The organism is Pseudoalteromonas sp. S1650, from assembly GCF_005887195.1.
Classification (GTDB): Bacteria; Pseudomonadota; Gammaproteobacteria; order Enterobacterales; family Alteromonadaceae; genus Pseudoalteromonas; species Pseudoalteromonas simplex.
This window is the reverse complement of the sequence record NZ_PNDF01000068.1, coordinates 16,803-36,933: the sequence shown is the minus strand read 5'-3', so window position 1 is coordinate 36,933 and position 20,131 is coordinate 16,803. Positions and strand designations below refer to the sequence as shown.

Here is a 20,131-nt window from a genome sequence, read left to right as displayed (position 1 = left end):
CGATGAGCGGAGTATGATACACAGTATCCGAGTAATTGAGAGCGTGTTGACCTTTCAGGATTAGAATTTGTTCAACCTAGGAGCGCCTTAATTACGGCGCGAGGACTGTAGCATAGTAGTTCTATGTAAAGTCCGAGCAACACAGAGTAAGGCGCTCCTAGGCAGAACCCTGTGGGCAGTGCGTGTTTGGTATTTATACTGCGTTATCGCACGACTTATGTAGAAAAACTACACTTCGCGTGCTCCGCCTTGTCTAAATCCCAAACTCGCTGCTGCAAATCTAATCTCGAAAAGTAAACGCGCTCTAGAAAGTATAGTCCGTTTTATGATCTCTATTTCTGAATCTGCACAATCTCATTTTGCTAAACTTTTAGCAGACCAAGCTGAACAAACAAACATTCGTGTGTTTGTAGTAAACCCAGGTACTTCGCAGGCTGAGTGTGGTGTATCTTACTGCCCAGAAGACGCCGTTGAAGCGACTGATATTCGTCTACCATTCAATGGTTTTGATGCCGTTGTTGATGCAGAAAGCGCCCCTTTCTTAGAAGAAGCTGAAATCGATTTTGTAACTGACAAAATGGGTACTCAGTTAACGCTTAAAGCACCAAACGCAAAAGCACGCAAACTTAGCGATGATGCGTCACTACAAGAGCGTGTTCAACACATGCTTGAAACCGAAGTTAATCCACAGCTCGCTAACCACGGCGGTCAAGTAAGCCTAGTAGAAATTACAGCTGACGGTATCGCGGTACTGCAATTTGGCGGTGGCTGTAACGGTTGTTCAATGATTGACGTCACACTTAAAGAAGGCATCGAGAAAGAAATGATCGCCAAGTTTGACGAAATCAACGGTGTAAGAGACATTACTGATCACCAATCTGGTGAGCACTCTTACTACTAACCGGTATCTAAAGCATGCTTAAAAAATGGGTATTTCGCTTAGGTAGCGATCCCAAATTAAGCTTAAAACGCTTTCTTCGCGGCCTAGCACTGTTTGTGCTAGCCGTGATTTTTATTGCCATAGGTTATTATGGGCCCGCACTATTTCAATTAATTGGCCTAGTCATACTCGCAGTGGCTTTATTCTTTGCTGGTTGGGGCTATTTAGGTATTTTTGCCAACCGCTTCGCGCAAGTTTTAGAGCGCTCTTCACCCAAAAATCACGACCCTGATTTGTGGAAGTAATTTAATCTAATAATTGCTGATTATTAACAATTTTACGGTAGCGAAACCACAGCGTTAACCCGCGCATCAGCATAAAGCTGGTCATCGCAAACCATAAACCATGATTTTGCCAGCTACTCACTAACCAAAACAGCCCAAAAAAGCCCACTAAAGCACTAAATAGCATAGTATTACGCATATCTTTAGCACGGGTTAAACCAACAAATACGCCATCAAATAAGAAGCAGCCCATCGCCGCGATAGGCAATATAATCACCCAAGGAAGGTAAACCGTTGCAAGACTGATAACTTCGGGCACATCGGTAAGTAAGCGAATAATTGCCTCACCAAATAATAAAAATATAAGGCTATAAAACAGCGCAAATAACCCGCCCCAAAACAAGCTCAAATTAACCCATAACTTAATCTGCTTAGCGCTGTGCTCACCTTTCGCTTTACCGACCTTAGCTTCACTCGCATAAGCAATACCATCAAGCGCAAAGCTCACCAACATTAAAAAGTTTAGCAATACGGCATTAGCCGCTAAAGTTGTTTCGCCGATCCGTGCGCCATAAAAAGTCATAAAACTAAAACACAGCTGGAGTGCTAGTGAGCGAATAAAAATATCGCGATTTAAGCTCACCAAATCAAGTAACTTAGCAACACTTAACCAGGCTTTCACGGCAAGGTTGACACCTTGCTTTTTGGCGAGCTGAGCAACTAACATAAGTGCAAAAGCAAGGGCGATATAATCAGCAATTAAAGACGCCCACGCAGCTCCAACCACACCCCAATCAAGAAACACCACAAAATAAATATCAAGCACGATATTGGTAATATTGGTGATTAGTAATAAATAAAAAGGCCCGCGGCCATAATGGACACCTAGCATCCAACCAAGTAAAACCAAATTACATAAAGCAGCTGGCGCACTAAAAATACGAATAGAAAAATAGCTATTTGCTTGTTCTAAAACAGCTTCATTAGCATTTGATAAATATGCCATTAAGGATTGAATAGGTATACTCAGCGCTATTAATAACAGCGCAACCGCTGTTGCTAGTAACAAGCTGCGCTTTAATAGCTCAGCGAGCAAGGTATGATCGCTTTTACCATAAGCCTGGGCAACCAAACCTGTGGTACTCATGCGCAAAAAGCCTGCTAGCCAAAATAATAACGAGATAACTGCTGAGCCGAGCGCTATACCAGCCAAATAGTGAGCGCTTCCTAAGTGGCCGATTACAGCAGTATCAACTAAACCTAACATTGGCACGGTAATATTTGATAAAATCATCGGACCGGCTAATAACAGTAAACTTTTATGGTGTGCCTTATGACGTTTAAGAAAATGTTTCATGTAGTATTTGCAGTCCTGTTAGGTTTATCTTTGCGCGCCCATGGTGCAGTCATTCTACAGTATCACCACGTCAGTGAAAGCCTTCCTGTGGTTACCAGTGTCAGTAGCGAAACATTCACTGAACATATGCAATATTTAAAAGATAATAACTTTAACGTTATTCCATTAGATGAACTCATTACCTCATTACAAACAGGCCAACCGCTAACAGATAAAACCGTCGCGATTACCTTCGACGATGGCTACAAAAATAACTATGAAGAAGCAGCGCCCATCTTAGAAAAATTTGGCTATCCGTACACTATTTTCGTCAATCCCGAGCTAATTGATGAAGGCAAAAGCTATGTAATGACTTGGCAGCAGTTAAAGGAGCTATCGAAAAAAGGTGCCTTAATTAGCAACCATACGCAAATTCATAATTACTTACATCGCAAACAACCAGGCGAGAGTGAAGAAGCATGGCTTGCACGTACTAAAAAAGACATTTTATCTGCCCAGCAGCGAATTAAAGAAGAAATTGGCCATGATTATAAATACCTCGCTTACCCTTATGGCGAGTTTAATAATTCATTGCAACAACTAGTAAAATCGCTAGGCTTTGTTGGTATAGGTCAGCATTCGGGTGCTGTTGGTATCCATTCTGACTTTACCCGATTACCCCGTTTTCCAGCATCGGGCTTTTATTCAAAGCTTGAAACACTTGCCACTAAACTCGACTCTCAAGCATTCACTATCAAACAGCTCACCTACTCAGATAGTGTGACAGACGAAAACCCACCTAGTTTAACGATGCAATTTGATATGCAGGACTTTCATAAAAGCCAGTTTGCTTGTTATGTATCAGGTATTGGTCAAGCTGATTTAACCTGGCTTAGTAAAGATACGGTGAAGATCACATCACCTGAAAAACTGAAAAAAGGCCGTTCTCGCTTTAACTGCACGGCCCCTTCTATCGCGAAGAAAGGCAGCTATTATTGGTTCTCTCAACCTTGGGTTATTGTACCTTAACTGCTTGTTTTAGCATTTGCGCTGTGACTTTATCAAGGCGAACCACTTCATTAGCCGCATTGAGTTCGACTGCGGCTTTTGGCATGCCCCATACCACTGACGATAATTCATCTTGCGCGATGGTGTAAGCTCCTGCTTGATTTAATGCGAGCATGCCTTTTGCGCCATCGCTGCCCATACCGGTCAATAACGCAGCCACAACCGCTTTAGGGCAAGCCACAACCAAGGAGTTAAATAGCACATCAACCGCTGGGCGATGGCGATTAACCAACTCATTAGTATCAAGCTGGCAGTATAGGCCGCCTGCTTTTTTCACTACACTTAAATGCTGATCGCCTGGCGCAATGTACGCCCAACCTGACTGTAACTTATCGCCATGTTCAGCCTCCTTAACACTAATTTTGCAGGTTCTATCCATGCGCATCGCAAACGAAGTACTAAAAACCGGCGGGATATGCTGTGTAATCACTATCGGTGGACAGTTTTCTGGCATGCGCACAAGCACTTCTTTAATTGCTTCTGTTCCACCTGTTGAAGCACCAATTGCAAGTACACTATTGGGCTTAAATTGCAGTGCTGTTAAGGCGCTATCGTCTTCAATTTTTGTTTCTTTAAATGCACGTATTCTTGCACCTGCGGCTGTGCGTACTTTTTGATGAAGTAAATGTGCATATCGCTGCAAGTTTTCTGTTACATTGATAGTTGGTTTAGCAATAAAATCAACAGCACCAATTTCGAGGGCTTCCAGTGTAATGGGTGAGCCTTTTTGAGTCAGTGTTGAAATCATCACAACTGGCATAGGACGAAGGCGCATCAAGTTTTTTAAAAAGCTTAATCCATCCATTTTCGGCATTTCGATATCCAGCGTTAAGACATCAGGATTGAGGCGCTTAATTAAATCTCGGGCTTGATAAGGATCTTCTGCCGCGCCAACAACTTGAATGTCTTCTGCTTGCTCGAGTACTTCCTTGAGTAAACCACGGATCAAAGCAGAATCATCAACTATGAGTACTTTGATCATTTGCTCTCCTAAAATAATTCAATATCCGTTTCTGCATCTTGCTGTTCGATATCGTGTAGGTATTTGATTTCACGTTTTTCGAGCTTATCTGAATGCAGTTCACGCATTTTTTTTACTTGGGCTTTACCTGTTTGAGGATCAAACATCACCTTTCGGGGCCAAGGCCCACCGACATCATGAGATACTAAATCTAAACCTTCCTCAAGTATATAAGCATTTGCAAAACGAATGTTGCCAACACCAATATCAGTCATTGAGCGGATTATTTTCCCTCCGCCAAACAGTTTTACTTTGAGATTGCGCCTAGAAGCACCGTTTTTAAGGATTTCATTGATCAGATATTCCATTGCCCAGTTACCGTAACGACAATTAAGACTATGAGCATTACTAGGATCGACTCCTTTTTCTACAGGCAACATAAAGTGATTCATGCCGCCAATTCCTAGGCCTTCATCATAAATACATGCTGCAATACATGAACCAAGCACTGTCGTGATCAATTCATCAGTTTTAGAGACATAAAACTCGCCAGGTAATACCTTAGCAATTACCTTCCCACGACGATTATCCCAAAACCGTTTCACATGCTCAAAGCCAGATATAACAGGCCGGAAGTGACTATTCATGATCCGCCCCTTTGGTAAATAGTCTGGCCTAAGTTTTTAAATTCCTTATGATCCTTCCCTAATGTCTCTGAATGCCCTAAAAATAAGTAGCCAGTGTTAGTCAGTAAGTCGTGATAGCGTTTAAAAAGTTCGTCTTTGGTTGGCTTATCGAAATAGATAACAACATTACGACAAAAAATCACATCAAACGGTCCTTTCATAGGCCAGCTCTGTAATAAGTTTAGACGCTTAAAAAAAATGTTCTTTTGTAGTTCGGGCTTTACTTTATAAAGTTCTCCATCGTGGCTTTTCAAAAACCAGCGCTTAAGATGGCTTTTGTCTAGTCCATTCACATTTGCTGCGGTATAGGTGCCAGCCTGCGCTTTTGCGAGTACATTTGAGTCTAAATCGGTGGCTAAAATTTTCACATCCCAATCGGGTGGAAATAAACCATGCAATGTCATAGCAATCGTATAAGGCTCTTCGCCAGTGGAACAGCCAGCTGACCAGACCCTTACCCGCTTTTGTTTTGCATTACCAACCAATAGTTTTGGCACTATAGTATTTTTCAGGTAATTAAAGTGATGGGGCTCACGAAAAAAAGAAGTCAGATTAGTGGTTATAGCATTAATAAATTCACTGAACTCTTGCTCTTTATTCTCATCAAGAAAACCTAAGTACTCCCTAAAACTCTTTAGCTTGTGATGGCGGATACGTCTTGCTAAACGCGAGTAAACCATTTCACGTTTATGCTCCGCCAATACAATGCCACACGCATCGTACACCTGAGAAGAAATAGCCTTGAAATCATTATCCGTTAATAAAAACTCTTTCATGTGTTAGACCCTGCAGCTGTAACAGTCGGTGCAATTAACTTATTAAGATAAAGTCGGGAAGAGTTTAAAACTCTTCCCACTCGTCACTGGGATCAACAAAATTGTTGCCTTTTGGTGCCGAACGCACTGGTGAGCTTGGCTGTTTAGCTGCAGGCGCTGAACTAGCGCTGTTTGAAATATCAACTTCGTTATTTGATAACGAGAAGAAGTTTAACAAGCGGCGCATATCATTTGCTTGTTCAGCCATTGATTCGCCCGCAGCTGATGCTTCTTCAACTAAAGCTGCATTTTGTTGAGTCATTTCATCCATTTGAGCGATGGCTTTATTAACTTGCTCAATGCCAGAGCTTTGCTCTTCTGATGCTTGGGCAATATCAGAGATCATTGCCGTAACTCTTTGTACTGCTGTTACTATTTCTTGCAATGTTGAACCTGATTCATTAACAAGTAATGTACCATCTTCAACTTTGCCAACACTGTCTCGGATTAATTCTTTGATTTCTTTTGCTGCGGCGGCTGAACGCTGTGCTAAGTTACGGACCTCACCAGCAACAACAGCGAAACCTCGGCCTTGCTCACCTGCTCGTGCAGCTTCGACTGCAGCATTCAACGCAAGTAGGTTTGTTTGGAAAGCTATTTCATCAATCACACTAATGATGTCAGCAATTTTCTTACTCGATTCATTAATTGCCGACATGCTGGTTACGGCGCGATTGACAACTTCACCACCTTTTTGCGCTTTTGTACGCGTTTCTTCCGCAAGTTCATTCACTTCTTTTGCATTATCAGCATTTTGACGAACCGTACTGGTCATTTCTTCCATGCTTGATGCTGTTTCTTCAAGTGATGAAGCTTGCTCTTCAGTCCGTTGACTTAAATCTGCATTACCTTGCGAAATTTCTTCTGCACCACTGGCAACGAGCGTTGCAGAGGTATTAATGCGATTAATCACTTCAGTAAGCTTATCAGCTGTGGCATTTGCATCACGTTTTAACTTATCGAATGAACCTTGGTACTCTTGTTCTATTCGTTTTGATAAATCACCATTTGCCATGGCATCAAGCATATTGCCCGTGTCTTTTACTGCATCATCGACGATACTAACTAGACTATTCAAGCCCTGCGCTAGACGTAAGAAGAATCCTTGTTTGCCCGCTTCTTCAACACGCGCTTCTAAATCACCATTCCCGGCAGCAGCAACAAGGCCTGCAATTTCTTTTTCAATCGCCACTTCAGCCGTTCTATCTTCCCACTCTACAACCGTACCAATTCGTTCGTTTTCTGGCGTAAAGATAGGGTTTGCAACTAATCCAAATGTTCGACCACCAACATATATTTCAGTGCTATATGTGCTACTCAGCTTCGCCAGCATATTGCGCTGATGTGCTGGGTTTTTATGGAACACATCAATATTTTGACCAATGAGGTTACTACTGTTGAAATTAGGTAAGTCTTTACGTAAATCACTTTCAGCTGCTTTCATCATATTTAAAACAGCTTCGTTCATGTAAATAATATTATTGCCGGCGTCTGCAATCATGGTATTGGTTGCCACACGGTCTAACGCGCGTCGAACACGAAGATTCTCTTCTGCTTCACGTTTTTCAGCTTCCGCTTTTGCCACGCTATCAGTGATATCTTGCCATTCAACAATTGTTCCTAGACGACTTCCAGATACACTGAGCCACGGCGTTGCTATTAAACTAAATATTAAATCCGCAATTTTAAGCGTTGTTTTAAAAGGCTCGGTCAAGGTTCTTAGTACTTCACGCTGATGAGATGGTTGCTTATGAAAGTCATCAACACAGGTGCCAACTAAGCTATCAACCGAGAAGTTTGGCAGCACCTCTTTTAAAGCTTCTTCACGAAACTTAAGCATTTTTTGTACTTGGTCGTTAACAAAAATAATTTCTAGGTCATTATTAGCAATCATCACATTGGCTTGGCAGACCCGAAGCGCGTTTGACAGATCTGCATCACGCTTAGATTTTTTTTCTAGCTCTTTTTGCGCTGTAATATCACTGGCAAACTTAATAACTTTAACGACATTGCCATTACTATCAATAATTGGGTTATAGGTAGCTTGAATCCAAATTTCTTTACCATTTTTGGCAAACCGCTTGAATTCATCTGACATAAATTCACCTGTGCGCAAGCGCTGCCAGAACTGTTGGTATTCAGGACTTTGAGTTTCTTGGTCATCAACAAAAATTGCGTGATGTTGCCCTTGAATTTCTTCAAGTCGGTAACCCATGGCATTCAAAAAATTAGCATTCGCAGTGATTATGTTTCCACTTGGTTCGAACTCAATAACTGCCAGCGATTTGTTCAGTGCTGCAACAACTAAATCATTATTTGACTCAACGTTTTTAGGACTACTAAACCATCCCATACCCTTCACCTTCTTGTTAATCTACCCAATTAAATGTCCATTGTTTTTTGTAGGTCTAGTAACGCGACCATCTTTTCACCCACATTGACTAAACCCGCAACAAATTGAGTGTTGTCTGAGTCAGACAAGTGCGGCACCGCTTTCGCTTCATGCTCTGCAATGCTATAGACATCCGAAACGGCATCAACCACGATACCCATAATTTTACATGTGCTCTCTAATTTAACTTTCAGTACAATAACGACAGTTAACGGTCCATAAGTGACAGCGGGCAAGCCAAAGCGCAGCCGTAAATCAATAATAGGAACTATAGTGCCGCGCAAATTTATAACGCCTTTAACAAAGTCAGGTGAGTTTGGAATTTCAGTAATTTCTTCCCAACTACGAATTTCCTGTACCGTAAGAATATCTACACCGTACTCTTCATCAGCCATGAAAAAGGTTAAAAACTGTTTAATATCTTCGTCTTGCCCGATATTCAGCTTACTTTGTAGGTCATCGTGCTCAACAATCATGACGCCTCCAAATTAGCTTTTGATTCAATAATTAACTCTTGGCTTCCTGGCTTCCTTAAGCCTGACAATTTAATTAAGCCGCTGATATCTATAATTAAAGATACTCTGCCATCTCCTAAAATTGTCGCTCCTGATACACCATCAACTTTTTGATAATTCGCCTCTAAACTTTTAATAACCACTTGTTGCTGTGATAATAAATCATCAACCAACAAACCAACTTTTTGATTATCGCTCTCAACAACAACCAACAAAGTTCTATCAAGCGTTTCTATCGCACCTTTGTGATTAAAAATATTGTAAAGCCTTAAAATTGGGATGTACTCATCTCTCAAACGAAGTACATCTAAATCTTTACCGACGCGACTGACTTTGCTGATATCAATTTGTAGTGACTCAATAATAGAAATGAGTGGAATAATGTATGTATGCTGGGCAACTTTAACCAATTGACCATCCAAAATAGCTAGAGTAAGAGGTAACCGGATGGTGAAGGTTGAACCGACACCTGGCGCTGAAGCCACCTCAACCGAGCCACTGAGCGCTTCGATATTACGCCTAACCACGTCCATACCAACACCGCGGCCAGATAAGTCACTCACTTGATCCGCTGTCGAAAAGCCAGGTAAAAAGATAAGCTCATTAATTTCGTTATCGTTTAAATCGTCACTTTCAGAGATCAAGCCATTTTTTATCGCCTTTTCTCTGATCTTTTGCGTGTTGAGCCCCTGACCATCATCCATAATTTCGATAACAATATTACCGCCTTGATGAAATGCATTAAGCGTCACAGTGCCAACAGGGTCTTTGCCCGCAGCAACACGCTTATCAACGGTCTCTAAGCCATGATCTAAGGAGTTTCTCACTAGATGCACCATAGGATCAGAAAGCTTCTCCATCACCGTTTTGTCTAGTTCTGTTTGTTCACCAAGCAATTTAAGCTCAACTTGTTTATCCAACTTTTGCGAGATATCACGAACTAACCGAGGGAAGCGACTAAATACAAAGCTTATTGGTAACATACGAATACGCATGACATTTTCTTGTAAGTCACGAGTATTATGTGCCAGTTGCGCTAAGCCCTCTTGTAACGAGGCGATGGTTGCTTCGGTTATTTCTTGCTCACCTAACTGGCTTAACATCGCTTGAGTAATAACTAACTCACCCACCATGTTGATCAATGAATCAACTTTGTCGATACCAACCCTGATTGAGGTTGACTCTGCATTGGCTGTGGTCGCTTTAACGGGTACTGGTTTTTTCGTATCAGTAGTTGGTTTAACTGGAATAGGCTCGACTTCTTTCTTTTGTTCGACAACTGCTGTAGCCGTTTCAGTCGTTGTAATTTCTTCATCACCAAACAAGCCACCGCACAATGTGATAGCAATGTCAGCGTCATCCTCAACCCACTCAAAAATTTCTTCTATGCAACTTTGCTCTTTGTCTGTGGTTAAGAAAAAACGCCATGATAAGAAACAGTCTTCGGGGGCAAGGTTAGTAATATCGGGGACATCATCTTGAAAGGCTTGTGTTTCTAGCTCACCCAACTCAGCAAGTTCACTGATCATGTACAGTGGTTCATTGCCAGTTTTAAATAAATGATGATGGGGTTTGAAGTCAATTTGAAAGGTATTTTTTATGTTAGTTTCGTTACTAACTGCCTGCTGCTGAACAACTTTGCTCTTAGAGCGCATGCCCAGAATTTCTTCAAATTTAACCCGTAACTCATCAGCCTCTGTTAAGTCTGGCTGCTGCTCCGCTTGCAATGTTCTTAACAACGCTCTTAAGCAATCAACCGACTTGAGAAGTAGATTAACGTGTTCTGCGGTTAAGGTACGAGAGCCTTCACGGATTTGATCTAACAAAGTCTCAAGTACATGAGTAAAGTCAGCAACGGCGCTGAAACCAAAGGTACCACTGCCTCCTTTTATTGAGTGTGCAGCACGGAAAATTGTATTTATCGTTTCCAAGTCTTCTTCGCCTGGCACCAAGTTCAATAACTCGGCTTCCATTGCATCAAGACCTTCGAAGCTTTCTTCAAAGAAAACCTCAAAAAATTGGCTTAGATCTATACTCATGCCCCGCTCCTATTATTAGCGAATCACTTTTTTCAATACCGCTAACAATTGCTCAGGATTAAATGGTTTAACAATCCACCCTGTTGCTCCAGCAGCTTTACCTTCTGTTTTTTTATCAAGCCCTGACTCTGTAGTCAGCATTAGTAGTGGTGTAAATTTATAATTAGGTAAGCTACGCAGCTCGCGAATAAGAGTAATGCCATCCATGACAGGCATATTCACATCAGAAATAACCGCATCAAAACCTTGTTGCTTAGCGATATTTAGTGCTTCGCTACCATCTTTTGCTTCTGTTACATCGAAGCCTGCTTTTTTTAGTGTAAAGCTGACCATTTGGCGCATTGATGCAGAATCATCGACAGCTAGAATTCTCTTCATAAAAACCTCTTAATTGGCATTTTCAAGCACAAGATAATGGCTTAAACCCAAACTAGTAATTGCTTGTTGCAAAGGCTTGCTTTCACCAACCCATATGATTTTGTGTTGTACTGAAAGCAAATGTTTTTGCAGCGCACATAAAAGCTGAATTGACGCCGTATCAGCTCGTGTCACTTCACTAATATCAAGACAAATATCGTCATTCGCAGACAATTCTTGTAGCAAATCTTGATGGAGTGTTTCGACCTGAGTAATGGCTAATTCAATAGGGAGCTTTAACATTATTTGAATCTTCCCTGCTTAAAACAATTCATAATAAAAGCTTAGACTGACTAAACGAAATTGCCATAAATTGCTTTAAAAAATAGTAAATTTTTTTAGTAGCTTAGCGAGTTATGGCAAAAAATGTATTTACTATTGTTAGCTAATATCGCAAGGCAAATGCTTTATTCTGCATAATAGTCTGCTATTAACTTAAACTCCTCCGTTAACTTGCTAGCATCTACTAATGGCACATTACCTTGCTTAAATTGTGGTTTAAAAATAGCTCTAACAGAGCCTGTAGGATCAACTAAAACAACTGATGCACTATGATCAACTGCGTATTCTTGCTGATCGCTATCGTTAATTGCGTAAATTAAGCCTAACTCTCTTACAAATGGAAAAAGTTGTTTATGCGGACCTGAAACAGCAAGAAAGTTAGGATTAAAGTAATCAATATAAGCTTTACGCTTTTCAGTTGTGTCACGCTTTGGATCAACAGCAACAAACCATACTTGTACTTTGTAATCTTGACTTAACTGTTTTTGAATCGCGGTTAGTTTTGCTAGTGTCATTGGACAAATATCTGGGCAACTGGTGTAACCTAGAAAGACCAAATTCCAATGATCCATAAATTGGCTGTTATCTGCAGGCGCACCATGTTGATCAGTTAATAAAAAAGGACTAATCGGTTTCGCTTGCTCATAAACCAGCGCTTCCACCTCAGGGACGCTATTATTTTTTTCACATCCAGCAATAAATAACACCAAGCCCATAAATAATAAAGCGACTATTCGCGTCATAAAACTAACCATTTATCAATAAATAAGACAATAAAGAGTAGCATTAAATGCACAATTGAAAAACGAAATAAGTCCATTGCAGTATCATCTTTAGGTGCTATTTTCAGCTTCAGCGCCTTATAAATGAAAACAGCATTTAGTATGCTCGCCCCAAGCAAATAAATTAGCCCTGACATACCAATTAAGTAAGGGAGTACACACACTAACGCGAGTAAAATGCTGTAAGCCACTACACATGTTTTACAAAATTCAATACCGTGAGTAACTGGCAGCATCGGAATTTTTGCCCGCTCGTAATCACTTTTACGTGCAATCGCTAATGCCCAAAAATGTGGTGGGGTCCAGGTAAATATAATCATCACCAATAACCATGGTGCAGCAGCCATATGGCCAGTTTCAGATACCCATCCTAACAGCGGTGGCATAGCTCCAGCCAAACCACCAATAACAATATTTTGCGGTGTGGCACGCTTTAAAAATGAAGTGTAAATAAAGGCATAGCCAACAAGCGCAAACAAAGTAAGAATGGCTGTAAGTGTATTCGCCCAAATCACAAGCATCATAAAACCTATTACGCCAATCACTCCAGCAAAGCTCAAAGCGTGCTGTTTACTGAGTCGACCTTTTGCCACAGGGCGATGGCGCGTACGTGCCATTTTACTGTCGATTTCACTATCAACAACATGATTGATCACAGCAGCTGCGGCCGACAGCAAACCAATGCCTAGCAAGCTTGCAAGTTGCACAAATACTCCTCGCCCAACATCAGGAGCTAATGCCAGACCAACCCATGCTGTGAGTACAAGCATGGCAACCACTTTAAATTTACTGATAGCTAAGTAATCTTTAAGTAACTCTGAGCTTTGAATAAATAATGATTTTTCTGAGCTTAGTAATAATGCCATCACAGCCTCCTAGGTTCTTATTTTTAAGTGGAAGCATAGTCTTACCATGCTAAGCAGTAACAATGCGGCCATTAGGTTGTGCGCAAGTGCAACACTTAATGGAAAGTGCCAGTGCACAACAGCTAGGCCTAAACAGATTTGGCACAACAAAGCGATTAATACAGTGACGGTACAGTGCTTAATTTTTCGAGAGTAACAGCGTGAATATATGCGCCACATGATCAGTGCTAACACCACACAAGTAACCAGCGCCCAAATACGGTGTAGCAGATGAATAGACATACGCGCCTGCTGCGATAAAACGCCATATTCATAGGTGCTGTGCTCAAGCGGTAGCTGAAACACACTCTTCAAAGAAAACGGTTGTCCGTAGCTACACAGCGGTAAGCCATTGCAATGTGGAGCTGCATAATTCGCCGCAAGCCAGCCACCCAATGCAATTTGCAGTATAAGCACCACTAAGCCCACCAGCGCTAACCGGTAATATGGCTTTGCGCCGCTATCACTGCTAGCAACAGGTTCGGTCTTTAAACGTAGATACAATAAAAACAGCAACGACAAAATACTAAAACCGCCGAGCAAATGCCCCATTACAACTAAAGGTTGTAGGTTCATAGTGACAGTCCACATGCCCAATACGGCTTGGAATACCACCAGTAATAATAGTGCTAATGGCAGCTTAACCGGCATATTTGGATATTGACGTTTTAAAAATGCAAAAACAAACAAAGCTAAAATTAATAGGCCAAGGGCACCGGCAAAATAGCGGTGGATCATTTCTTTCCATGCTTTTGCAGCCTCAAACATCATATCAGGGTAGTTTTGCTCAACATGTAACAGAGCAGTTTCATGTTTTGGCACGGTTAAAAATCCATAGCACCCAGGCCAGTCAGGACAGCCAAGCCCAGCATCACTCAGCCGTGTATAAGCACCAAGCCCAACAACTAAGATTGAGAAGAAAACCGTAATTAAGACTAAATATTTATAATTTTTATACATCTTTATCCCCTTAATGAGGTTTAACTTGAACGCGCATAGTTAAGTAGTTTCTTTAAGTCTTTAAGTAAGCCTTTTTGAATCAGTCTGTTTTGTTCTGGCTCAGCCGTGTAGGGGTAATGCAAAACCACTAAGCCCATGTGATCAACTAAATATAGGTCTCCCGCTTTGAGTGCAGGACTTACTGCTAATTGACGCCAATTTGCCGATACCTGCTGTTGATTTGTCAGTACCGCCACATCCACTTTTTGCTGATTTTTACCTAAAGCGACATATAGGTTATCTAGACTGGCTAATTGGCTTGCACAAACATCAGTGCACTCTTTTGGATAATTAAGCGCAATAGTCCATTGTTTAGGTTCGCCTTGTTGCCAATCAACTAGCTTCACTTCTTCACTTAAAAGCTCACCATGATTACTCGAACCACTCGGTAACCACTCAAGCTTTAATGCTGCATATGCAAGTGCCAACGGCACAAAACAGCACAAAACGAACAAACTAAGCGGGTTTATTTTCATAACCTCTCCTTCTCATCGCAAAAAAAGCAATAACTACACACGCTAAGCCGATTAATAACCACTGCACGGCATAGGCGTAATGTTTATCTGGCCCCATCACGACACTCTGGTAATGCGGGGTTGCAATACCATCTGCTTCATTACGATAACCAATAAAGTCTTGTAAGGGCTTTGCTAATTGAGTACTAAAAATTGTTAAATCGATGCCTTGAATACGCTTAGGCCAGCCTTGTTCTGCACCAATCTCATCGGCAAGTGTGAAGCCTTGTAAGTTGCCTTGTTTCAATTGCACTGTGGCCGAAAACCTTGTTGATTCTGGCCACTCAACGGTTGGTAACAGGTTGCGGTTTACAGGAGCTTTTAACCAACCAAAGTTAACGATTATAGGCGCGGTTTCGCCGGTAATTGTCATAGCTACTAGTAAGTCATAGCCCACTTGCCCCTGATAAATTTGATTATCAAGCAGCCAGTACTGTTGTTTATTTACCTCGCCAGAGACTTTGACTTGCAAGCCCGTTTTGTTCAGCTCTCTAGGTAAATTTTGCAGCTCTTGCCAGCTCAAAACTCCTTGCTCTTTCGAAACGGCTAACTGACTTAGTTGCTGCTGTTTTTGCTCGCCTCGCTGGTATTGCCAAACGCTGAGTCGTAAACAAATAAGCACTGCAAGTATCACAACGCAAATTGCGATAATTGAGCTAAGCTTTTGTTTGCGCCATAAAATTAACTGCATTTGGAATACCTAATATGATTAAAATCATTATTGTTTTGTTATTACTTTATATTCTGTTCAACCTGTTTAGAGCGCTGTTTGTGATGATGTCAGCAAAAGAGCACTCGAAACCCATGTCGCATTATTTAGGTCGTCGAGTGCTGTTTTCAGGTATTGTGCTGGTGCTCATCATTGCCGCAATGAAATTAGGCTTTATTCACACCAACCCGTCGCCGCTTCACAAAGCTACAGCACGTAAACAAATACAAATAAACACAACCACACCACATCAACAAAGTGCCAATACCAAGCAGCTGCTTGAAAGGCAAAGTGCTTTTCACTCGTGAAGTGGCCTTTAAAAATTCTTAGTAGCACTACAAATAAAATAATGGTTCCAAGTGTCACGTGCATACCGTGAAAGCCCGTTAACAAGAAAAAGGTATTCCCATAAACGCCCGCATCTAAGGTCAAACCTAGGTCTTGATAAGCATGCATATACTCATAAACTTGTAAGCCAAGGAAAATCACACCTAATAGCACGGTTAAAGATAAAAATACCTTAAGAGCGCCGCGCTTATTGTTTTCAATAGCAACATGAGCAAAGTGAATTGTGACCGACGAGGTAAGCAGAATAAGCGTGTTGATCAATGGTAGACCTTGCCAGCCCATAGCTTGTGTGGTCTCGCCCGCTGGCGTAGTTAATAGCGGCCATACGGCTTCAAAGGTTGGCCAGAGTACTTCATTGGTCATAGCATTATTACTTGCGCCACCAAGCCAAGGCACCGAAATCATACGGGCGTAAAATAGTGCGCCAAAAAATGCCATAAAGAACATAACTTCAGAGAAGATAAACCAGCCCATACCTTGTTTGAATGAACGATCCATTTGCGCTGAATAAAGCCCTTTATGAGACTCTTCAATAACGTTTTTAAACCAGCTAAAAACCATATAGATTAATATGGCAATGCCTAGATACAACACATACTGGCCACTACTGCTCTCACCACTTACTTGCATCACTGTTAAACCAGCACCAACAGCAATTAAAAACATCGCGATGGCACCAACTATTGGCCAAGGACTCTCGGCTGGAACATAGTATTTTTCATAATTTTGATTCATTTTGTTTGCTCCCAATTAGCAATTAGCTTGGCGGCTTTTAATCGTTTTTAGCCACAACATGCCCGCTAATATCAAACACGGTATACGACAACGTCAGTTCCTCAACATCGTCGGGTAACTCAGTATCAACATAAAACAACAAGGTAAACTCCATTTCTTCACCGGCTTTCATTGGCTGCTGATCAAAGCAAAAACAGGCGATTTTATGTAAGTACTTTGCCGCTTTACCCGGTGATACTGATGGAATTGCTTGCATGACTTTGTCTTCATTACTGGTGTTTTTCGCTGAGAATTTAACTTCACGCATGGCACCAGGTTGTACTGCCACACTGTATTGCTCAGACTGCACCTTAAATGGCGCGCCGCTTTGAGCGTGAGTGGTAAAGCTGACATCAACTTGACGCTGTGTATTTATTGATTCACTCGCGCTCGCTTTTTCTAATGATGGCTTACCATTCAACCCTGTAACGTCGCAAAACACGTCGTAAAGCGGCACCATTGCAAAAGCAAAAGCAAACATGAGCAAGCATGTAATCAGCAGTTTTTTTAGCAAAGGTGCATGGTTCATTACTTAATCTCCGGCGGTGTTTCAAAGGTATGATAAGGTGCTGGAGAATCGACTTCCCACTCTAAACCTTCAGCTCCATCCCATACTTTGGCAGGCGCTTTTTCGCCCCCTCTGGCACATTTAAATACCACCAACACAAACAACAGTTGCGATAAGCCAAATGCAAAACCACCAATACTGATAATGGCGTTAAAGTCAGCGAATTGCAGTGCATAGTCAGGAATACGACGCGGCATACCGGCAAGGCCAACAAAGTGCATAGGGAAGAACAACACGTTGACACTGATTAGCGATAACCAAAAATGCCATTTCGCCAGCGTTTCGTTATACATGTTGCCGGTCCATTTCGGTAACCAGTAGTAGGCCCCCGCCATAATTGAGAACACAGCTCCTGTCACAAGCACATAATGGAAGTGTGCTACCACAAAATAGGTATCATGATATTGAAAATCTGCCGGTGTAATCGCAAGCATCAAGCCAGAGAAACCACCTAAGGTGAATAACACAATAAAGGCGATGGCAAACATCATCGGAATTTCGAAGCTAATTGAACCGCGCCACATGGTGGCCACCCAGTTAAACACTTTAACGCCCGTTGGCACCGAAATGAGCATGGTGGCGTACATGAAAAACAACTCGCCTGCCACAGGCATCCCAGTGGTAAACATATGGTGTGCCCAAACGATAAAACTTAGCAGCGCAATCGATGAAGTTGCATACACCATAGACGCGTAGCCAAATAGCTTTTTGCGCGAGAAGGTAGGTACGATAGTCGATATAATGCCAAAGGCTGGTAAAATCATGATGTACACTTCAGGGTGACCGAAGAACCAGAAAATGTGCTGGAACATCACAGGGTCGCCCCCACCGGCTGCATCAAAAAAGCTGGTTGCAAAGTATTTATCGGTCAACACCATAGTGACCGCCCCTGCTAGAACAGGCATAACAGCAATTAACAAAAATGCAGTGATTAACCATGTCCATACAAATAGCGGCAGCTTCATCCACGTCATACCCGGCGCTCTTAGGTTGACGATAGTCACGATAACGTTAATCGCCCCCATAATTGAGCTGATACCCATGATATGTACAGCAAATACAAACAGTGCGGTGTTGTCGTTACTGTAAGTGGTGGAGAGTGGTGCATAGAAAGTCCAACCAAACGCAGGACCGCCACCCGGCATGAGTAACGAAGCCAACAGGATTAAAAATGCGAAAGGCAATATCCAAAAGCTCCAGTTATTCATACGTGGTAAGGCCATATCCGGTGCGCCTATCATCATAGGTACCATCCAGTTTGCAAGCCCAGTGAACGCGGGCATAACGGCACCAAACACCATGATCAAGCCATGTACGGTAGTCATTTGATTAAAAAAGTGCGGATCGACTAACTGTAATCCAGGCTGAAACAGTTCAGCGCGGATCACCATTGCCATTGCTCCGCCAATTAAAAACATGGTGAGTGAAAAAATCAGGTATAAACTCCCGATGTCTTTATGATTGGTGGTGTAAAGCCAACGCTTAAAACCTTTAGCAGGGTGATGATGGTCGTGATGCGCATGCCCAGTTGCTTGCTCGTTAATAACGTTACTCATTAGTTCGCCTCCGCTGCTGCATCAATCGCGGCTTGAATTTGACTCGGTTGGATAACATCGCCGGTGTCATTACCCCACGCATTTCGCTTATAAGTAATAACCGCAGCAAGTTGCTTGATTGAAAGCTGTTTATCAAACGCTTGCATTGCTGTGCCAGGCTTACCGTGTAACACAATATCTATGTGATCTTTTACATCACCTAATACAATCGGGCTGCCTTTAAGTGCTGGAAATACGCCAGGTAGGCCCATACCGGTAGGTTGGTGGCATGCAGCACAACTAGCCATGTAGACTTGCTCACCCAAGGTCATAAGCTCTTCTTTCGGTAATGTTTGATCAAGCAAAGCAGCATCCGCTGCGGCCGCATTGGCTTTTTCTTGCTTAGCATCTGCAAGCCAATTAGCAAACTCATCTTCAGGTAAAGCTTTCACCACTACAGGCATAAAGCCATGATCTTTACCGCATAACTCAGCACATTGGCCACGGTACACGCCTGGCTCGTTAATACGTGTCCACGCTTCATTGATAAACCCAGGATTTGCATCCTTTTTAACCGCAAAATCAGGCACCCACCATGAATGAATTACATCGTCTGAAGTCATTAAAAAGCGAACTTTTTTATTGATAGGAAGTACTAGCGGTTTATCTACTTCAAGCAAATAATGTTCAGTTTTCTCTGCTTGGTTGTCTATTTGATCTTTAGGAGTAGATAGAATCGAGTAATAGGCAATGTCTTCACCCATGTACTCATAATGCCACTTCCACTGTGAGCCCGTCACTTTAATGGTGATATCGGCTTTAGAGGCATCTTCCATGGCAATTAAGGTTTTTGTGGCAGGCACAGCCATGGCGATTAAGATGACAAATGGAATGGCAGTCCAAAGTATTTCAACTTTTGTACTTTCATGAAATTGGGCAGGCTTGGCCCCTTTGGATTTACGGTGGTGTATTAAAGCCCAAAACATCACCGCAAATACGATGATGCCGATTACACAGCAGATAATAAATATCGTCATGTGTAACTCATAAACATTATTACTTATATCGGTCACCCCTTTACGCATATTGTATTGGCTATTTGCCAATGCAAGCTCAGGAAGTGCAAACAATATAAGCCACAAGGCGTAACGCAGTTTACCCATGTGACGGCTCCTTTAGATGCTATTGCAAGACGCAAAGCGAAAAGGCGATACAACAAGGTGCCCATTCGTTTTTCTTATTGTTCAGAGCGACTACGTATCATTTTGACCCACTTATGATACCTACCCCCTGTCTAACACCTCGCACATTTTTGTGTCTT

The 20,131-nt window shown here is 42.0% G+C and carries 22 protein-coding genes; 4 read left to right on the top strand and 18 right to left on the bottom strand.

From position 1 onward, the window contains the following. Positions 1-325: 325 nt before the first annotated feature. A complete protein-coding gene (nfuA, locus tag CWB80_RS17960) occupies positions 326-901 on the top strand; it encodes a Fe-S biogenesis protein NfuA (protein ID WP_054554437.1) in 576 nt (191 codons plus the stop codon). A gap of 14 nt (positions 902-915) precedes the next feature. Then, a complete protein-coding gene (locus tag CWB80_RS17955) occupies positions 916-1,185 on the top strand; it encodes a hypothetical protein (protein WP_054554438.1) in 270 nt (89 codons plus the stop codon). A 1-nt stretch (position 1,186) separates the two neighbouring features. Here CWB80_RS17955 and dinF read toward each other — a convergent pair whose 3' ends face one another. Beyond that, positions 1,187-2,521, bottom strand: a complete 1,335-nt coding sequence (gene dinF / locus CWB80_RS17950) for an MATE family efflux transporter DinF (RefSeq protein ID WP_138601019.1) — start codon at positions 2,519-2,521, stop codon at positions 1,187-1,189. Between dinF and CWB80_RS17945 the strand changes: the two genes are divergently transcribed. Then, positions 2,498-3,529 carry a polysaccharide deacetylase family protein gene (locus CWB80_RS17945; RefSeq protein ID WP_249362635.1) on the top strand — a complete coding sequence of 344 codons (1,032 nt, stop codon included), beginning with the start codon at positions 2,498-2,500 and terminating at the stop codon, positions 3,527-3,529. The genes dinF and CWB80_RS17945 overlap by 24 nt on opposite strands. On the opposite strand, the gene CWB80_RS17940 is transcribed toward CWB80_RS17945, so the two are convergent. From CWB80_RS17940 to CWB80_RS17880, 13 genes are all read right to left on the bottom strand, one after another. Then, positions 3,516-4,550, bottom strand: coding sequence for a protein-glutamate methylesterase/protein-glutamine glutaminase (locus CWB80_RS17940; RefSeq protein ID WP_138601017.1), 1,035 nt, complete (start codon positions 4,548-4,550; stop codon positions 3,516-3,518). The two genes, CWB80_RS17945 and CWB80_RS17940, sit on opposite strands and share 14 nt — an antisense overlap. Before the next feature lie 8 nt (positions 4,551-4,558). Next, the gene (gene cheD, locus CWB80_RS17935) at positions 4,559-5,176 is read right to left on the bottom strand and encodes a chemoreceptor glutamine deamidase CheD (RefSeq protein ID WP_054554441.1); all 618 of its coding nucleotides are present in this window, start codon (positions 5,174-5,176) and stop codon (positions 4,559-4,561) included. Then, positions 5,173-5,991 (bottom strand): CheR family methyltransferase, encoded by an 819-nt coding sequence (locus CWB80_RS17930; RefSeq protein ID WP_054554442.1) that lies wholly within the window; start codon positions 5,989-5,991, stop codon positions 5,173-5,175. The genes cheD and CWB80_RS17930 overlap by 4 nt, the downstream gene beginning before the upstream one ends. Before the next feature lie 64 nt (positions 5,992-6,055). Beyond that, a complete protein-coding gene (locus tag CWB80_RS17925) occupies positions 6,056-8,383 on the bottom strand; it encodes a methyl-accepting chemotaxis protein (protein ID WP_138601015.1) in 2,328 nt (775 codons plus the stop codon). 29 nt (positions 8,384-8,412) lie between these two features. Then, positions 8,413-8,898 carry a chemotaxis protein CheW gene (locus CWB80_RS17920; protein ID WP_054554444.1) on the bottom strand — a complete coding sequence of 162 codons (486 nt, stop codon included), beginning with the start codon at positions 8,896-8,898 and terminating at the stop codon, positions 8,413-8,415. Next, a complete protein-coding gene (locus CWB80_RS17915) occupies positions 8,895-10,976 on the bottom strand; it encodes a chemotaxis protein CheA (RefSeq protein ID WP_138601013.1) in 2,082 nt (693 codons plus the stop codon). Before CWB80_RS17915 ends, CWB80_RS17920 begins: the two co-directional genes overlap by 4 nt. 15 nt (positions 10,977-10,991) lie before the next feature. Next, a complete protein-coding gene (locus CWB80_RS17910; protein ID WP_054554446.1) occupies positions 10,992-11,354 on the bottom strand; it encodes a response regulator in 363 nt (120 codons plus the stop codon). A gap of 9 nt (positions 11,355-11,363) precedes the next feature. Further along, positions 11,364-11,636 (bottom strand): STAS domain-containing protein, encoded by a 273-nt coding sequence (locus CWB80_RS17905; RefSeq protein WP_054554447.1) that lies wholly within the window; start codon positions 11,634-11,636, stop codon positions 11,364-11,366. Between the two features lie 164 nt (positions 11,637-11,800). Beyond that, positions 11,801-12,418, bottom strand: a complete 618-nt coding sequence (locus CWB80_RS17900) for an SCO family protein (RefSeq protein WP_054554448.1) — start codon at positions 12,416-12,418, stop codon at positions 11,801-11,803. Further along, positions 12,415-13,323 (bottom strand): heme o synthase, encoded by a 909-nt coding sequence (gene cyoE / locus CWB80_RS17895; protein WP_054554449.1) that lies wholly within the window; start codon positions 13,321-13,323, stop codon positions 12,415-12,417. The genes CWB80_RS17900 and cyoE overlap by 4 nt, the downstream gene beginning before the upstream one ends. Before the next feature lie 9 nt (positions 13,324-13,332). Then, a complete protein-coding gene (locus tag CWB80_RS17890; RefSeq protein WP_054554450.1) occupies positions 13,333-14,322 on the bottom strand; it encodes a COX15/CtaA family protein in 990 nt (329 codons plus the stop codon). A 20-nt stretch (positions 14,323-14,342) separates the two neighbouring features. Beyond that, a complete protein-coding gene (locus tag CWB80_RS17885) occupies positions 14,343-14,837 on the bottom strand; it encodes a redox-active disulfide-containing membrane protein (protein ID WP_054554451.1) in 495 nt (164 codons plus the stop codon). Beyond that, positions 14,818-15,567, bottom strand: coding sequence for an SURF1 family protein (locus CWB80_RS17880; protein WP_138601011.1), 750 nt, complete (start codon positions 15,565-15,567; stop codon positions 14,818-14,820). Before CWB80_RS17880 ends, CWB80_RS17885 begins: the two co-directional genes overlap by 20 nt. Positions 15,568-15,581: 14 nt before the next feature. Here CWB80_RS17880 and CWB80_RS23165 point away from each other — a divergent pair, with 14 nt between their 5' ends. Continuing rightward, the gene (locus tag CWB80_RS23165) at positions 15,582-15,893 is read left to right on the top strand and encodes a DUF2909 domain-containing protein (protein WP_138601009.1); all 312 of its coding nucleotides are present in this window, start codon (positions 15,582-15,584) and stop codon (positions 15,891-15,893) included. Here CWB80_RS23165 and CWB80_RS17870 read toward each other — a convergent pair. The 4 genes from CWB80_RS17870 to coxB are packed head-to-tail and all read right to left on the bottom strand — an operon-like array spanning position 15,793 to position 19,973. Then, on the bottom strand, positions 15,793-16,668 hold the full coding sequence (locus CWB80_RS17870; RefSeq protein WP_138601007.1) for a cytochrome c oxidase subunit 3: 876 nt from the start codon (positions 16,666-16,668) through the stop codon (positions 15,793-15,795). The genes CWB80_RS23165 and CWB80_RS17870 overlap by 101 nt on opposite strands. 37 nt (positions 16,669-16,705) lie before the next feature. Beyond that, positions 16,706-17,236, bottom strand: coding sequence for a cytochrome c oxidase assembly protein (locus tag CWB80_RS17865; RefSeq protein WP_054554454.1), 531 nt, complete (start codon positions 17,234-17,236; stop codon positions 16,706-16,708). After that, a complete protein-coding gene (gene ctaD, locus CWB80_RS17860; protein ID WP_054554455.1) occupies positions 17,236-18,831 on the bottom strand; it encodes a cytochrome c oxidase subunit I in 1,596 nt (531 codons plus the stop codon). The genes CWB80_RS17865 and ctaD overlap by 1 nt, the downstream gene beginning before the upstream one ends. After that, positions 18,831-19,973 carry a cytochrome c oxidase subunit II gene (coxB, locus tag CWB80_RS17855; RefSeq protein WP_138601005.1) on the bottom strand — a complete coding sequence of 381 codons (1,143 nt, stop codon included), beginning with the start codon at positions 19,971-19,973 and terminating at the stop codon, positions 18,831-18,833. Before coxB ends, ctaD begins: the two co-directional genes overlap by 1 nt. Positions 19,974-20,131: the final 158 nt, after the last annotated feature.

Coding starts and splice junctions, on each gene's coding strand:
- nfuA (WP_054554437.1), top strand. CDS start 326: ATGATCTCTATTTCTGAATCTGCACAATCTCATTTTGCTAAACTTTTA.
- CWB80_RS17955 (WP_054554438.1), top strand. CDS start 916: ATGCTTAAAAAATGGGTATTTCGCTTAGGTAGCGATCCCAAATTAAGC.
- CWB80_RS17945 (WP_249362635.1), top strand. CDS start 2,498: ATGACGTTTAAGAAAATGTTTCATGTAGTATTTGCAGTCCTGTTAGGT.
- dinF (WP_138601019.1), bottom strand. CDS start 2,521: ATGAAACATTTTCTTAAACGTCATAAGGCACACCATAAAAGTTTACTG.
- CWB80_RS17940 (WP_138601017.1), bottom strand. CDS start 4,550: ATGATCAAAGTACTCATAGTTGATGATTCTGCTTTGATCCGTGGTTTA.
- cheD (WP_054554441.1), bottom strand. CDS start 5,176: ATGAATAGTCACTTCCGGCCTGTTATATCTGGCTTTGAGCATGTGAAA.
- CWB80_RS17930 (WP_054554442.1), bottom strand. CDS start 5,991: ATGAAAGAGTTTTTATTAACGGATAATGATTTCAAGGCTATTTCTTCT.
- CWB80_RS17925 (WP_138601015.1), bottom strand. CDS start 8,383: ATGGGATGGTTTAGTAGTCCTAAAAACGTTGAGTCAAATAATGATTTA.
- CWB80_RS17920 (WP_054554444.1), bottom strand. CDS start 8,898: ATGATTGTTGAGCACGATGACCTACAAAGTAAGCTGAATATCGGGCAA.
- CWB80_RS17915 (WP_138601013.1), bottom strand. CDS start 10,976: ATGAGTATAGATCTAAGCCAATTTTTTGAGGTTTTCTTTGAAGAAAGC.
- CWB80_RS17910 (WP_054554446.1), bottom strand. CDS start 11,354: ATGAAGAGAATTCTAGCTGTCGATGATTCTGCATCAATGCGCCAAATG.
- CWB80_RS17905 (WP_054554447.1), bottom strand. CDS start 11,636: ATGTTAAAGCTCCCTATTGAATTAGCCATTACTCAGGTCGAAACACTC.
- CWB80_RS17900 (WP_054554448.1), bottom strand. CDS start 12,418: ATGACGCGAATAGTCGCTTTATTATTTATGGGCTTGGTGTTATTTATT.
- cyoE (WP_054554449.1), bottom strand. CDS start 13,323: ATGGCATTATTACTAAGCTCAGAAAAATCATTATTTATTCAAAGCTCA.
- CWB80_RS17890 (WP_054554450.1), bottom strand. CDS start 14,322: ATGTATAAAAATTATAAATATTTAGTCTTAATTACGGTTTTCTTCTCA.
- CWB80_RS17885 (WP_054554451.1), bottom strand. CDS start 14,837: ATGAAAATAAACCCGCTTAGTTTGTTCGTTTTGTGCTGTTTTGTGCCG.
- CWB80_RS17880 (WP_138601011.1), bottom strand. CDS start 15,567: ATGCAGTTAATTTTATGGCGCAAACAAAAGCTTAGCTCAATTATCGCA.
- CWB80_RS23165 (WP_138601009.1), top strand. CDS start 15,582: ATGATTAAAATCATTATTGTTTTGTTATTACTTTATATTCTGTTCAAC.
- CWB80_RS17870 (WP_138601007.1), bottom strand. CDS start 16,668: ATGAATCAAAATTATGAAAAATACTATGTTCCAGCCGAGAGTCCTTGG.
- CWB80_RS17865 (WP_054554454.1), bottom strand. CDS start 17,236: ATGAACCATGCACCTTTGCTAAAAAAACTGCTGATTACATGCTTGCTC.
- ctaD (WP_054554455.1), bottom strand. CDS start 18,831: ATGAGTAACGTTATTAACGAGCAAGCAACTGGGCATGCGCATCACGAC.
- coxB (WP_138601005.1), bottom strand. CDS start 19,973: ATGGGTAAACTGCGTTACGCCTTGTGGCTTATATTGTTTGCACTTCCT.